The following is a 13,806-nucleotide window of genomic DNA, read 5'->3' on the forward strand; positions in this document are numbered from 1 at the left end:
CGGAAACGGCCCGTTTCTTCATGGAACCGCACACGAACACATGCTGGATGCTCAACAGAACAACCCGCTGCACGGCGTGACGCTGGCGAAAATGCTCGAGGACCTGCTCGATTACTGGGGCTGGGCCGAACTGGCGCGGCAGGTCCCGCTCCGCTGCTTTCAGTCCGACCCCAGCATCAAGTCCAGCCTGACGTTCCTGCGTCGAACCCCCTGGGCACGGGAGCAAGTAGAGGCCTTTTACCTCTACAGTCTGCGCAACTACGGCCCCGGCACACAGCGCTAGCCCGCGAAGCCCGGAAGACATCCCGCGTTCCGGCTGCGTTAACGGTGCGGCTGCTTTGCCAGCCGTTACGGCAACGGCATAATCGCGCCGGTTCTTTCCCCCGATTTCCCGATCAGAGCGGTCCATGCCCGAAATCCCGTCACCTAACCCGGCTGCGCCAGCCCGCCCGGGCGAAGTCATCCATTGCGTCGCACTGGGGCTTCGCGACAGCATTCACCCGCGCTTGCTGCGGGTTTCGCTGGGCGTCTGGCTCCTGACCCTGTTGATCATGGCGCTGGCCTACTGGCTCGCCTGGGAACCGATCAGTCAGGGCTTCGGCGCTGCCGCACGCTTTCTCACGCAGAGGCTGCCCGGCCAGCTGGGCTGGGTGCCCGATCCCGCCAGCTGGGTCGGTCGCGTCGCGACCGGCATGACGCTGGTGCTCGAGTACGCACTGGCGTTCCTGGGCTTTGTTCTGGGCACGATGCTGGTCGCGCGCATCGTGCTGGAAATGGTACTGATGGGGCATGTGCAGGCCCTGGTGCTGACACGGTATCCGGCCATCGCGAACCACGTCCTTCGCCCCTGGCGTGCCAACGTACGCGACCTGGCCGGCAATCTGGGCACGCTGATCATCGGGTCGGTCCTATGCATGTGCATTCCGGTCATCGGCCCGGTCTTGCTGGTGATGCTCAATGCGTACCTGAACATCCGCGGCCTGATCAACGATGCGCTGGATGGCGTTGCGACGGCCGAGCAGCAACGCCGCTTCATTCGCAGTCATCGCTGGCAGATGCTGGGGGCAGGCCTGCTGCTGAGCGGTGTGGCGCTGATCCCCTTCGCTGCGCTGCTGATGCCCGGCATGCTGGGCGCCACGGCTTGCCACTTGGGCTTTCGTTGGCTGGCGCGACAGCCAAAGTCCTAGTCAACGCAACAACGGCCGGGCGTGCGACCCGATGCCACAATCGGCACCAGGCCATCCGGGCGGATACGGCGGACTTACATATTGCAGGGCGACGGCAGCGACGATGCCGGCACGCCATCCACATGGGCCACACCCTTGCTGCGCAGCCCGGCCACCTGCGCCTCGACCTCATCGGGGGTCAGCACCTCGCCGGCTGCGTGGAAGACCCAGTCGACGTCCTCCTCCCAGCGCCTTGGCACCGAACCGGGCGCAAGACCGTCGGCAATGAACCAGAGATTGAAGTTGATCGACATCGGCACGCGCGGATAGCTCCGCTTGCCGTGCTTGCCGATACGCGCACCGTCGAGATACCAGACGGTTTCGCCGTCGCTCACCTGCACAACGAGCACGTGCCAGCCGGCCAGACTGCCGCGTTCACGGTGGCTTTCGTTGTGCGCCTTGAACGTCGGCACCAGCTGCACCGTTTCCCAGCTGGTCATGAACAGTGTCGGCCCGCTCGCTCCCCATCCGCCATGGGGCAGGTATTCGAAATCGAGTTCGCTGTAGTCCGGATCCATCTGTCGATTGAGCGGACTGATCGTGTAGAAGGTCTGCACCACGCGGTCGCCGTTGGGACCGGTCACCGGTACATCGCTGAACCGCACCCGTGCCGCGTAGGTGCCGGCGAGGAATTTGCGCTGCTGGCAAAGCTGCGCCTGCTGCGTTTTTTCGCCGTCGGTCTGTGCGGAGAGCCGCAGCAGCCGGTTGCCCTTGACGGCCGGATCATCGACCAAGGCGATGCCGCCCCACGCCGCGCCGCCGACGCCGGGCCAGCCTACCTCGCTGCGGACCGTCCAGCCATGCGCGGCAAGATCGGCCGGTCTGGCATAGCTGAAATCGTCAAACAGCAATCCGGCCGTTGTGGCCGGTGGGACGACCGGTTGGCAGCCAGCGAGGGCGATCAGGCACAGCGGGGCGAAGCGGCGCATGGACAACTCCCGAAAAGGTCAGCGTGACCGGTTCCGCCTCGCTTGCCAGCGCCCGGATCACAACATTGCTGTGCGCCGTTGCAGCGGCTCAGCGCGGCCGGACCGGCAACCAGATTTCCATCGTCCTCGCCGGCCGTCCCGGTTCGCCACGCTCGTCGTAATACTCGAACTCCGGCGTTCCGCCATGGGCGTAAGCGGATGACGCCAGCCACTCCATCAGCGCTGGCCACCCCAGGCCGATGGCCTTGATGAAATCTGCTTCGCTGGCCGTCGGCTCGGTCGTCAGCACCGCGTAGCTTGCCGGCGCCAGCTGCAGTGCCTCATATCCCGCCGGGGCGATGCTGCCGGCGGCCACCGGCACGCCGATCAGATAGCTGAAATCGGTGGTATCCGGGTCGAAATCATAAACCACGCCGTAGAACGGGTACGGCGCGCCGATGCGGCCGGGAATGGCCGCCAGCTTGTCCTCGGCCATCACCGCTTGCCACGCGGCAGTGATGTCGCGCTGGTTGCGGCCGTCGCGCACCGAGGTGCGCAGGCTCACGCCGATCAGATCGGCGCCATCGTGGTGATCGATTCGTACACTCATGATCCTGTCCCCTGAAATTTTATCCGGCCAGCTCGGAGCACAAGCCTACAGTCTCGGCCGCACCGGCTGCCGCACGCAAGCACCGGAACATGACAAATGACAAATGAATAGCAATTCGGCCAGACCGTCTGGCCCTTGCCGGGCCACGGCGCCGTAGCATGCGTATAATCGCCCCGCTTCACGTCTGCATTGCCGCCCATGTCCTCGTCCGCGTACAAAAAACTGATTCACGTCTCCACGCTGGAGAACCTCGACACCTGGGCGCGCTATCGCAACGGCATGTGCCTCGATTGCCGCTCCGCCTGTTGCAGCCTGCCGGTCGAAGTGAAAGTGCTCGATCTCGTGCGCATGGGCGTGGTCGACGCGTTCGAAGCCGAACACGAGCAGCCCAAGCAGATCGCCAAGCGCCTGCAGAAGGCCGGCGTGATCGAGCACTTCAATTTCAAGCAAAGCATTTTCACACTGGCGCGCCGCTCGAGCGGCGAATGCACCTATCTGGATGCGGATACCCGCCTGTGCACGATTTACGATTTGCGGCCGAACACCTGTAGAAACCACCCGAAGATCGGCCCACGCCCGGGCTACTGCTCCTACCGCAACAAGTGATCACCTCCCGAGCCGGATCCACGATGACCGAACAGAAACAAGCCGTTCAGCCCCAAGCCTGTCCCAAGTGCGGTGCACCGCCCGATGTGCGCAAGGCCGGCGCCAACCGCGTCTGGGTGCAATGCGCCAAGTTCGGTGCCAACGGCAACTGCAACGTGATCTGCTCGCCGCAGCCGACCCGCAAGGAAGCGGTTGCGGTCTGGAACCGGTTGAAGTAACCGCCGCATCCCGAAACAGAACGGGAAGGCACCGCCTTCCCGTTTTGCATGATCGCAGCTCAGCGGTCGCTGCGGATCGGGCCGTACTCGATCGGCACCCACGCATAGGCGTTGCCGTCGGCACGCACATGACCGATGCCCGGGAAAGGCAAGTGCGCACCGCCGACCCAGAGCTTGTCCTTCGCGGCACTGGCGAAGATCGCCTTGCGGGCCGCGATGGCCTGCTCACTGTTGACGTCGAACTCGAGCGCCACCTCGGGACGGGCGAACTGCACCGAATGGCTGTGCACCAGGTCGCCCCACAGCAGCAGGCTCTGGTTTTTCGACGTAATCAGGTAACCGGTATGCCCCGGCGTGTGGCCGGCTGCAGCGGCCGACGTCACGCCGGGCAACAGCTTGTCGCCAGCGTCGAAGACCTTGAAGCGCCCCTGCCTGGCGTACGGCAGGATCGAGTCCTTCGCCATCTTGAAGAACGGCTGCATCTCCTTCGGCGCCTTGGCCACGGTCTCGTCGTCCAGCCAGTAGCCGCTCTCGGTCCTGGACACATAGACGTCGGCATTCGGGAATGCCGGCTTGCCGTCGTCGGTGGCGAGGCCACAGGCATGATCAGGATGCAGGTGGGTCAGCAGCACCAGATCGACCTGTTCCGGCGTGTAGCCGGCCGCCTTGAGATTGGCGCCGATATTGCCCAGGGTCGGGCCGAAGCACTTGTTGGCGCCGCCATCGACGAGCACGAGCTTGTCGCCGGTGTGCACGAGGAAGGCGTTGACCGCGGTCTGTACCCCCGGTGTGCTTTGCAGGAACATCCGCGCCAGCAGTGTCTGGATATCCTGAGCGCTGGCGCCCTTCAGCAGCTTGGGATCGATATCGATGTAGCCGTCGTAGAGCGCGGTGACGACGAAGTCGCCAAGCGCCATCCGGAAATAGCCCGGGGCCTGGGTTTTCAACTGCGCCGGCGGTGCGGCATGCACCGGCGTGACTGCGGCGCCCGCCAGCGCGAGTGCCAGCATCAGTGATCTGAGGGTCTTGCCGGTCATGCAGCTCTCCAAGTCGCGCGGCCCATGCCGCCCTCGTCGAAGATAAAATTTCTTACATTATCTGACCAGCATATTTCACAAATTGATACACGCTTCCAGGGACGAACCCGGACCCGGACCGGCCTCACCCCTTGCCGTCGCCCTGCGAATCTTCCTGCAGCGCCACCGTATCGACGCTTTCGAGGCAATTGTCATTAAGTTGCTCGCGTGCCAGGCGAATCTGGTTTTCAATATCACTGATTCTGGCGGTACTGACATCGCCAGCGGCATTGGCGATGCCGACGACCAGAAAACCGGACAGCGACATCACGGCGACGCGGGATTTCATTTTCATCGGTCCTTCCTCGGCGCTAGGGGAAACGGCCCTCGTCTTCGATGAAGACAGGCCACGGCGCATGCATTCATGGAATGACCCGCGGTGTACCCTGCAGGTTCCCCGGCCGTCGCGTCAGGATCGACAGCAACGCCATCGCCGACACCGTTCAGGAAGCATGCTAAGTTCTCGCCTTCACTCATCGCTCATTGCCGCAGCCGGACCCGATTGATGCAGCAGCTCCCCGATTTGCAACCCGAACGACAAGGCACACCGCGCTGGCTCTGGCTGGCGCTGATGGCGTCCTTGCTCGCTCACCTCTCGCTGCTGCTGCTCCAACCCCTGCAGCAATCGACCAGCGTCGAGGCTGGCTCGCCGCCATTGCAAATGCGGCTGGTCCGGACACCCAAGCCGGTCACGCCAACGCCGCCTACCGCTACCATCGCACCGCAACCCGCGCCGGTGCCGGAGAAAAAGCCGGTACAGGTCCGTGACCGCTCGGAATACGCCGTGCCGAAGTCGGCGGCCAAACCGCCGGCCCGGCGCAAGGTGGCGGCCGCCAGCGCACCGGCGAGCGCTGCCCGGCCCCCGCTTGACCTGAGCGTCAACGAAGTGGAAATGAAGGGCCTCGATGAAGCCCTGGGTGTCCGCCCGGACGGCAAGCAGCGCAAGCTGGTGACCCGCTATGCCGACCTGCCCAAGGAAGGCAACGACATAGAAGAAGACAGCGCCACGCGGGCGCAGCAGCGGCCCGATACCCGCGCGATGTTCGGTTTGTGGGAAGCACAGATCCGCAACAAGGTCGAACGCATCGGCACGATGAACTACCCTCGCGATGAAAAGGGCAACCCGCTGCAGGGCCTGCTGCGTTTCCGGCTGGTCCTGAACGCCGATGGCACGATTGCGGATGCGCAGGTCGAAGAAACCTCGGGTGACCCGCGCCTCGACGCCGAGACGCTGAAAATCATCCGCTATGCCGCGCCGTTCGGCCCGGTACCCAAGCCGCTGCTCGACCGGAACGGCAAGATCTCGCTGGTCCGTTATTACCGCTTCGTCAACGAACGGACGCGCTGGAGCAACTGAACGGCAAAGCCGTCTGAGTGCCCCTCGTCCGCCGGCCTACCGACGCGGGTCCGGGTCCCTCTGCCTCAGCATCGCCCGGGCCGCGACGACGATCCGGCGGAACAGCGCATCCACCATCGGTGCCTGAATCTGCCATGCGTGCCAGTACAGCGGCACGTCATGCGGTTGCGCCGGCAACAGATCGACAAGCTGCCCGCTGTCCAGCTGCGGCCGGACCGCCAGCTCCGGCACCAGCACATAGCCGAAATCGAGCAAGGCAAAGTCGACAAAGGCCTGCGACGACGGCATCAGATGCGCCGGGTAATGCCCCTCGGCGATACCGAAATGCCGCGCCAGATAGGCACCAAGCATCGCATCCTTGCGGTTGTAAAGCAGCCCCGGTGCGCGCAGCAAGGCGGCACGGCTGACGCCATCGGCAAAATGCCGTGCGGCGAATCGTGGCGTGGCAACGCAGATGTAGCGCAAGGCCCCCAGCGGCTCGGCCACGCACCCACGCATCGCATCGGGCCGCGCCGACACGCAGGCCAGCGCCTCGCCACGCGCCAGCAGTTCGTGGGTGTAATCCTCGTTGTCGACCTGCAGCTCGACCGTGAACGGCGAACCATCCAGCGTTTCGGCCAGCACTTGCGGCAGCCAGGCGTGCAGGCTGTCCGCGTTCACCGCCAGCGCCAGCCGTGACGGCCCTTCAGCGGGACCCGCGAGCGTACGCAGCACCTCTTCCTCCAGCAGGCGGATCCGGTCGAGATAGCGCAGCAGCGTCTGGCCGGCACCGGTGGGAATGCAGGGACGCCCTCGCGTGAGCAGCGTCTGGCCGAACCGCGCCTCGAGCGTCCGGATGCGTTGGGAGACCGCCGATTGCGTCAGGTGCAGCGCTGATGCCGCGCGCTCGAAGCTGCCTTCACGCACTACGGACAGAAAAGCTTCGGTGAGTTTGCCGTCGAACATTAATTAGAATTTTTTATGTTTACTGAAAAAGATTAATTCAAATCGCCTCAGCCAGACATGATTTTTATGCTGCAAGCCTTCATCACGAGGAGTTTGCAGCCATGAATCCGATCTACTGGCAGGGACTGGCGCTGGGCGGCAGCCTGATCGTTGCCATCGGCGCGCAGAACGCGCACGTGCTGCGCATGGGGCTGCTGCGGCAGCATGCGCTGCTGACCGCGGCGGTCTGTGCCTTGTGCGACATCGCCCTGATCACGCTCGGCCTGCTTGGCATGGGTGCATTGCTCGCGACATCGCCGTTCCTGCTCACGGCGGCACGCTGGGGCGGCGCCGCCTACCTGATCTGGTACGGCATCGGTTCGCTGCGGGCCGCGTTTCAGGCCAATGCACTCACACAGACAGCCAGCGCCAGCGTGATCAGCCGTCGTCAGGCGCTGGCCACCGCGCTGGGTTTCAGCCTGCTCAACCCGCATGTCTACCTCGATACGGTGCTGCTGCTCGGCAGCGTCGGTGGCCGCTATGACGATCTGGCCCGGCTGCAGTTCGGCCTGGGCGCCGTCTCGGCCTCCTTGCTGTGGTTCTTCGGCCTCGCCTTCGCCGCGCGCACCCTTGCTCCGTGGCTGGCGCGCCCCGCCGTCTGGCGCCTGCTCGACGCGCTGACGGCCCTGACCATGTTCGGGCTGGCGGCCCTGCTGCTGCGAAGCTAGCAATGGCACTTTGACATTGACGCCCCGTTGCGACGCAGAACCGCTTACACTTGGAGCTGACACCCGCACAACCGTATCCGCCCCACCATGATTACGTTGTATACCTTCGGCCCCGGCTTGGGTCTGCCCGACCCCAGCCCCTTCGTGACCAAGACCGACGTGCTGCTGAAGCTGTCCGGCCTGCCTTACCGGACGCAATCGGGCAGCATCTTCAGTGCGCCCAAGGGCAAGCTGCCGCATCTCGACGACGATGGTCACAAAGTCGTCGACTCGACGTTCATCCGCGCTTATCTCGAAGACCGCTACGATCTCGACTTCGACGAAGGTTACACACCGGCGCAGCGGGCACTGGCGTGGTCGGTCGAGAAAATGCTCGAAGAACATCTGTATTTCGCCGTGCAGGCACTGCGCTGGGAAAACGACGCGAACTTCGAGCGCGGCCCGGCCGAGTTCTTCCGCAATGTACCGGCGCCGATGCGCGCCGGCTTCAAGGCAATGATCCGCCGCCGCGTCAGCCGCGACCTCTACGGTCAGGGCATGGGCCGACATACCGCGGACGAGCAGTTCGAACTTGCCCGCCGCGATATCGATGCCACCGCCGAGCTGCTCGGCGACAAGCCCTATTTGCTCGGTGACACGATCTGCGGCACCGATGCGACGGTGTTCGCCTTCCTGCTCGGCACGCTGTGCCCGCGCTTCGAATCGCCGCTGCGCCGCTACACTGAGCAGCACAAACCGCTGGTTGCCTACGTAGAACGGATGATGGAACGCTTCTATCCGGACTTCACCGGCTGCAAGAAGGACTAGCGCCGGACCAGACCGCCGCCGCTCAGGAACAAGCGCTGTGTCAGCGCGAACGCAGCGACGACCGGGATCACCGACAGTACGATCGCGGCCATCACCAGATTGGTCGAGACGGCAAACGGCCCGGTCAGGTCGTTGAAAATCCCGACGGCGAGCGGCATCATCAGCCGCTCCTTCAGTACCACCGCGGGCCACAGATAGTCGTTCCACGCGGCCACGAAGGTGAATACCGCCAGCGTCGCGATCATCGGCCTCGCCATCGGCACTGCAACGCGCCACATCACGCCGAACTCGCTTGCACCGTCAACCCGCGCGACGTCGAGGATTTCGGCCGGGACATCCTGAAACGCCTGCCGCATCATGAAAACGCCGAAGGCGCCGGCGACATTCGGCAGCACCACCCCGGCATAGCTGTCGAGCAAGCCGAGCCGCGCACAGGTAATGAAGTTGGGCACGATCGCGACTTCCGCCGGCACCATCAGCGTGACCAGCAACAGGACGAACAGGACGTTGCGGCCGGGAAATGCCATCCGCGACAGCGCATACGCGCACGGGATCGTCAGCAACAGCACCAGCAGCATCGTCGCGGTCGAGATCAGCAGCGAGTTGGCGAAATAGCGCCAGAACGGCATCTCGTAGAAGACCCGGTCGAACCACATCCAGCTCGGCTCGTTCGGCAGGAAGGCCGCCGGGAAGGTCCAGATCAGCGATCCGTCACTCGACAGCCCCACCGCCGCCGCCCACCAGAACGGAAACACCGTGAACGCACCGAACAGCAGCAAGGCCGCGTAACGCGGCAGCGCCAGCATGGCGTCGCGCGCTTGCCGCTTCAGCCGGTACCAGCGTGGCGGCGCCTTCGGCACCGGCAGCACCCTCGTTTCCACCAGCGCCTGATTCATACCGAACCCCCACGCCTCAGCAGGCCGTCTTCACCGAAGTAACGCAACTGCAGCGCGGCAAGCGCGAGGCAGACCAGCGTGACGATCAGCCCGGCCGCCGCCGCCAGCCCGAAGTTGTGGCCGTAGAACGCCACGCCGAAGACGTAGACCAGTGCGGTCTGGGTATCGGCCTGGCCGTCGGTCAGCACGATCACCTCCTGAAATGCCTTGAGCGCCTGGATCGTCGCCAGCAGCGTGCACAACAGGATCACCGGTTGCAGTGCCGGCAGCACCACGTGGCGCAGGCGTTGCCAGGCATTGGCACCATCGATCTGCGCCGCCTCGAGCGGCTCGCGCGACACCGTCTGCAGCCCCGCAAGGTAAAGCACCATGTAGTAGCCGACGTTCTTCCAGAACGAGAAGGCCATCACCGCGTACAGCGCCAGTTGCCGGTCCCCGAGCCAGTCCGGCTGTTCGCCGAAGCCGATCAGGTGGACCGATTCCAGAAACCAGTTGAACAGCCCGTCGAAACGCAACACCTGCTGCCAGACCACCGCGGCAATCGATACCGCGATCACCACGGGCAGGTAGTACAGCGCCCGGAAGAAGCCGATCCCGGGCAGGCGCACATGCACCAGCAAGGCCAGCCCGAGCGCGCCGATCTGCAGCGGCAGCACCAGCAGCAGAAAGATCAGCGAGTTCTTCAGCGCATGGCCGAAACGTTCCGAGTCGGCCAGTTCGACGAAATGGGCAAAGCCGTTCCACATGCTGTTGCCGGTTTGCGGAAAGTAGTCGCGGAAGGCCAGCCACAGGTTGAACAGCATCGGCCACAGCGTGAACACCGCGAAGACGACGAAGAACGGCGCGATGAACAGGTAAGCCGTTCGGGGATGGACACCGGGCATAGCCATCGACGACTCCTTGAAGGTGTTGACGTAGTGTATGACGTTCGACTACATAATGTCTTTGCCTTACTTGCACAAAAGAAATATTCGTGAAGCAAAACAAGTAGAAACATGCAAGCTTGAAGAATGAAAACAAGGAAGCCAACGACATGAAACCCTCGCCGCGCACCCTGTTCTGCCTCGTTGTGCTTGCCGTTCTGGTGCTGGCCGCCGTCTGGTTCGCCGTTGCCTGGTGGCCCGCCGCACCACCACCGCCCGGGTCGGTGGCCGCTGAAGCACGCAAAACAACGCAATCGGTCCGGTCGCCCTTTCTGGACAACTGGGACCAGACGCCACTGCGCAAAATGACGCAGCAAGCGAACGACCATCCCGGCGTCGTCTGGCTCGAGGGGCTGACGCACCGGCGCCAGATTGCGCTGACGTTCGACGATGGCCCGAGCCCGTGGACACCGGATCTGCTCGACGTACTGAAGAAGCATCAGGTCAAGGCGACCTTCTTCTGGCTGGGCGGGCAGATGGCCGGCCGCGAGGACATCGTCCGCCGGGCGCTGGCCGAGGGACACACGCTCGCCAACCACAGCTGGAGCCACCCGAACCTGGCCGGCACCGACGAGAGCTATTTCTGGAACGAGGAAATCGGCCGCACCCAGTCCGAGTTCCGCCGCATCATCGGCAAGGCGCCGACGCTGATGCGCCCCCCCTATGGCAACATCGACGACGCGCAAATCGGCATCGTCGACAAGCACGGCATGAAGGTGGTGCTGTGGTCGATCGACGCGATCGACTGGTATCGCAACCGGATGCTGTTCGGCGCACACGAGATCGAGCGCGGCGTGCAGCCCTACGTACACGAGGAAGCAATCGTGCTGATGCACGATGGGGGTGGCAAGCGCGGCGATACCGTTGCCGCAGTCGACCGGCTGATTCCGTGGCTCAAGTCCGGCGGCTACAGCTTCGCCACGGTCGATGCGCTGCTCGGCGTTCCGCCCTACTTCCCAGAACCCCAAGCCCACTGATTCGACAGCATGGGCAAAACCCGAATCGGCCACACCAGTCGAACGGGTTTACAGTAAGGCACGATCATCAAGCGGAGACCGCCATGCACAAACGCCTGCTCGACTGTAACGCGTCGGACCTTGCCCACATCGGCAAGGCCGACCTGCTGCACGCGATCCACGCCAGCGAGGGCCGCGTGCTGGTGTGCGAAACCATCGGCGCGGTCCAGCCGATGCTGGTAACGATCAGCAACGCCGAGTTCGCCGCCAGCATGGGCGCCGATCTGTTGCTGCTCAACCTGTTCGACGTCTACGCACCGGTCGTCAACGGCCTGCCGAAGGACACGGCACCGGACGACGTGGTCCGGACGATCAAGCACCTGACCGGCCGGGTGATCGGCATCAACCTCGAACCGGTCGACCCGGGCTTCGGCGCCAGCGAAGACGAACTCTGGGGCATGCAGCCGGGCCGGCTGGCCACGGTCGGCAACGCCCACAAGGCCGCCGCAATGGGCGTCAATCTGCTGGTGCTGACCGGCAACCCGGGCAACGGCGTGTCGAATGCCGCGATCACGCACTCGCTGAAAGCGATCAACGCGGAGGTCGGCGACCGGCTGGTGCTCGTGGCCGGCAAGATGCACGCGTCGGGCATTCTCGGCGAAGGTGCCGAGCAGATCATCACCAAGGCCGACATCGAGGAATTCGTTGCCGCCGGCGCCGACGTGATCCTGCTGCCGGCGCCCGGCACCGTTCCCGGCATCACGCTCGAGTATGTGCGCGAACTCGTCGGCTACGCACACAAGCTTGGCGCATTGACGCTGACCGCCGTCGGCACGTCGCAGGAAGGCGCCGACGAAGCGACGATCCGGCAGATCGCACTGATGGCCAAGATGACCGGCACCGACCTGCATCACCTCGGCGACACCGGCTACATGGGCATGGCGCTGCCGGAAAACATCACCGCGTACAGCATCGCCATCCGTGGCCGGCGCCACACCTACGCACGCATCGCGCGCTCGATCAACCGCTGATCCGGCGTTCGCTCAGTGGCCGGCAGTGGGGCGGGTCATGTCCATCGGCACGATCCAGCGCTCGTAGTCCTCGTCGCTCAGGAAACCGAGCGCCAGCGCCGCCTGCTTCAGCGTCGTGCCGTCGTAGTGCGCCTTCTTGGCGATCGCGGCGGCCTTGTCGTAGCCGATGTGCCGGTTCATCGCCGTCACCAGCATCAGGTTCTTGTCGAGGTTTTCTTCGATCCGATCCAGGTTCGGCTCGATCCCGACCGCGCAGTGATCGTTGAACGCGCGGCAGGCATCGGCCAGCAGTTCGATGCTTTCCAGCACGTTGTGCACCATCACCGGTTTGTAGACGTTGAGCTGGAAATTGCCCTGGCTGCCGGCGAACGCCACCGCGGCGTCATTGCCGAAGACCTGGACGCACACCATCGTCAGCGCCTCGCACTGCGTCGGGTTGACCTTCCCCGGCATGATCGAGCTGCCCGGTTCGTTCTCGGGAATCACCAGCTCGCCGATGCCGCAGCGCGGGCCGCTGGCGAGCCAGCGCACGTCGTTGGCCATCTTGAACAACCCGCCGGCCAGCGTGCGCAGTGCCGCCGACGTCTGCACCAGCGCATCGTGCGCGGCCAGTGCGAAAAACTTGTTCGGCGCATCGACGAAATGGTGGCCGGTCAGCTTGGCGATGCGCGCCGCGGCGGTGGCGCCGAACTTCGGGTGCGCATTGAGCCCGGTGCCGACGGCCGTACCGCCGATCGCCAGCTCCAGCAGGCCCGGCTCGGCGGCGGCCACCGCCTTGAGGCCGAAATCGATCTGCGCCACCCAGGCACCGATTTCCTGCCCCAGCGTCACCGGCGTCGCGTCCTGCAGGTGCGTGCGGCCGGTCTTGACCACGTGGGCGTAGTCGTCGGCCTTCTCCGCCAGCGTTGCGCGCAGTTTTTCCACCGCCGGCAGCAACACCGCATGCAGCTGCTCGACCACGGCGATATGCATCGCGGTCGGAAAGGTGTCGTTCGAGCTCTGGCCACGGTTGACGTGATCGTTCGGATGCACCGGCGTCTTGCTGCCCAGCTCGCCGCCAGCCAGCGCGATCGCCCGGTTGGCGATGACTTCGTTGGCGTTCATGTTCGACTGCGTACCCGAGCCGGTCTGGAACACCACCAGCGGGAAATGATCGTCGAGCTTGCCGGCGATGACCTCGTCCGCTGACTCGGCGATCAGTGCGGCAACATTGACCGGCAACTCGCCGAGCGACAGATTGGCCTCTGCGGCTGCATGCTTGAGGATGCCGAGCGCGCGAATGATCGGACGCTGCCAGCGGAAACGGTCGACACCGATCGGGAAGTTGCCGATCGAGCGCTGCGTCTGCGCGCCCCAGTAACGATCGGCAGCCACGTTGATGGCGCCCATCGAATCGGTTTCAGTACGAAATTCGGTCATCAGTCGACTCCTTGAATCGGGTTCATTAACGAGCTTAGAGCGGTGCCGCCGTCCCTGCCGGCCGGGCCCAGGGCTGCCATTCCGCGTCAACCGCTCGCGCAAGGGTAGTTTTACGCCAAAG

Annotated in this window: 17 protein-coding genes; 9 read left to right on the forward strand and 8 right to left on the reverse strand. The window is 64.4% G+C overall.

Translation table 11 applies throughout. The features are described from left to right. Positions 1-40: 40 nt before the first annotated feature. Together JMJ54_RS04245 and JMJ54_RS04250 are read left to right on the forward strand one after the other, a co-directional pair. Positions 41-283 carry a VF530 family protein gene (locus JMJ54_RS04245; RefSeq protein ID WP_203536684.1) on the forward strand — a complete coding sequence of 81 codons (243 nt, stop codon included), beginning with the start codon at positions 41-43 and terminating at the stop codon, positions 281-283. Positions 284-407: 124 nt separating this feature from the next. Continuing rightward, entirely contained in the window at positions 408-1,187 is a 780-nt protein-coding gene (locus JMJ54_RS04250) for an EI24 domain-containing protein (RefSeq protein WP_203536685.1), read from the forward strand. Between the two features lie 74 nt (positions 1,188-1,261). Here JMJ54_RS04250 and JMJ54_RS04255 read toward each other — a convergent pair whose 3' ends face one another. Both JMJ54_RS04255 and JMJ54_RS04260 read right to left on the reverse strand, forming a co-directional pair. Further along, entirely contained in the window at positions 1,262-2,155 is an 894-nt protein-coding gene (locus tag JMJ54_RS04255; RefSeq protein WP_203536686.1) for a glycoside hydrolase family 16 protein, read from the reverse strand. A gap of 88 nt (positions 2,156-2,243) precedes the next feature. Beyond that, positions 2,244-2,744 (reverse strand): GyrI-like domain-containing protein, encoded by a 501-nt coding sequence (locus JMJ54_RS04260; RefSeq protein ID WP_203536687.1) that lies wholly within the window; start codon positions 2,742-2,744, stop codon positions 2,244-2,246. Positions 2,745-2,942: 198 nt separating this feature from the next. Here JMJ54_RS04260 and JMJ54_RS04265 point away from each other — a divergent pair, with 198 nt between their 5' ends. Together JMJ54_RS04265 and JMJ54_RS04270 are read left to right on the forward strand one after the other, a co-directional pair. Then, positions 2,943-3,350 (forward strand): YkgJ family cysteine cluster protein, encoded by a 408-nt coding sequence (locus JMJ54_RS04265; protein ID WP_203536688.1) that lies wholly within the window; start codon positions 2,943-2,945, stop codon positions 3,348-3,350. Between the two features lie 23 nt (positions 3,351-3,373). Beyond that, entirely contained in the window at positions 3,374-3,568 is a 195-nt protein-coding gene (locus JMJ54_RS04270; RefSeq protein WP_203536689.1) for a hypothetical protein, read from the forward strand. Positions 3,569-3,627: 59 nt separating this feature from the next. On the opposite strand, the gene JMJ54_RS04275 is transcribed toward JMJ54_RS04270, so the two are convergent. Next, positions 3,628-4,605: an MBL fold metallo-hydrolase gene (locus JMJ54_RS04275; RefSeq protein ID WP_203536690.1), complete on the reverse strand. Its 978-nt coding sequence runs from the start codon at positions 4,603-4,605 to the stop codon at positions 3,628-3,630. Between the two features lie 124 nt (positions 4,606-4,729). Next, on the reverse strand, positions 4,730-4,939 hold the full coding sequence (locus JMJ54_RS04280) for a hypothetical protein (RefSeq protein WP_203536691.1): 210 nt from the start codon (positions 4,937-4,939) through the stop codon (positions 4,730-4,732). Between the two features lie 210 nt (positions 4,940-5,149). On the opposite strand from JMJ54_RS04280, the gene JMJ54_RS04285 reads away from it, so the two are divergent. After that, a complete protein-coding gene (locus tag JMJ54_RS04285; RefSeq protein WP_203536692.1) occupies positions 5,150-6,001 on the forward strand; it encodes a TonB family protein in 852 nt (283 codons plus the stop codon). 36 nt (positions 6,002-6,037) lie between these two features. Here JMJ54_RS04285 and JMJ54_RS04290 read toward each other — a convergent pair whose 3' ends face one another. Further along, positions 6,038-6,946: a LysR family transcriptional regulator ArgP gene (locus tag JMJ54_RS04290; protein WP_203536693.1), complete on the reverse strand. Its 909-nt coding sequence runs from the start codon at positions 6,944-6,946 to the stop codon at positions 6,038-6,040. Positions 6,947-7,047: 101 nt separating this feature from the next. Between JMJ54_RS04290 and JMJ54_RS04295 the strand changes: the two genes are divergently transcribed. Both JMJ54_RS04295 and JMJ54_RS04300 read left to right on the forward strand, forming a co-directional pair. Beyond that, complete coding sequence (locus JMJ54_RS04295) at positions 7,048-7,653, forward strand: LysE/ArgO family amino acid transporter (protein ID WP_203536694.1); 606 nt, start codon at positions 7,048-7,050, stop codon at positions 7,651-7,653. Between the two features lie 87 nt (positions 7,654-7,740). Continuing rightward, complete coding sequence (locus JMJ54_RS04300) at positions 7,741-8,460, forward strand: glutathione S-transferase C-terminal domain-containing protein (protein ID WP_203536695.1); 720 nt, start codon at positions 7,741-7,743, stop codon at positions 8,458-8,460. Here JMJ54_RS04300 and JMJ54_RS04305 read toward each other — a convergent pair. Further along, the gene (locus JMJ54_RS04305; protein ID WP_238999850.1) at positions 8,457-9,356 is read right to left on the reverse strand and encodes a carbohydrate ABC transporter permease; all 900 of its coding nucleotides are present in this window, start codon (positions 9,354-9,356) and stop codon (positions 8,457-8,459) included. The two genes, JMJ54_RS04300 and JMJ54_RS04305, sit on opposite strands and share 4 nt — an antisense overlap. Then, entirely contained in the window at positions 9,353-10,246 is an 894-nt protein-coding gene (locus JMJ54_RS04310; RefSeq protein ID WP_203536696.1) for a carbohydrate ABC transporter permease, read from the reverse strand. Before JMJ54_RS04310 ends, JMJ54_RS04305 begins: the two co-directional genes overlap by 4 nt. Before the next feature lie 143 nt (positions 10,247-10,389). Here JMJ54_RS04310 and JMJ54_RS04315 point away from each other — a divergent pair, with 143 nt between their 5' ends. Both JMJ54_RS04315 and JMJ54_RS04320 read left to right on the forward strand, forming a co-directional pair. After that, on the forward strand, positions 10,390-11,256 hold the full coding sequence (locus JMJ54_RS04315) for a polysaccharide deacetylase family protein (RefSeq protein ID WP_203536697.1): 867 nt from the start codon (positions 10,390-10,392) through the stop codon (positions 11,254-11,256). An 83-nt stretch (positions 11,257-11,339) separates the two neighbouring features. After that, positions 11,340-12,266 (forward strand): DUF7916 family protein, encoded by a 927-nt coding sequence (locus tag JMJ54_RS04320; protein WP_203536698.1) that lies wholly within the window; start codon positions 11,340-11,342, stop codon positions 12,264-12,266. 12 nt (positions 12,267-12,278) lie between these two features. On the opposite strand, the gene fumC is transcribed toward JMJ54_RS04320, so the two are convergent. Beyond that, a complete protein-coding gene (gene fumC / locus JMJ54_RS04325; protein WP_203536699.1) occupies positions 12,279-13,685 on the reverse strand; it encodes a class II fumarate hydratase in 1,407 nt (468 codons plus the stop codon). Between the last annotated feature and the right edge of the window lie 121 nt (positions 13,686-13,806).

The organism is Jeongeupia naejangsanensis, assembly GCF_016865585.1.
In the GTDB taxonomy this organism is placed as follows: domain Bacteria; phylum Pseudomonadota; class Gammaproteobacteria; order Burkholderiales; family Chitinibacteraceae; genus Jeongeupia; species Jeongeupia naejangsanensis.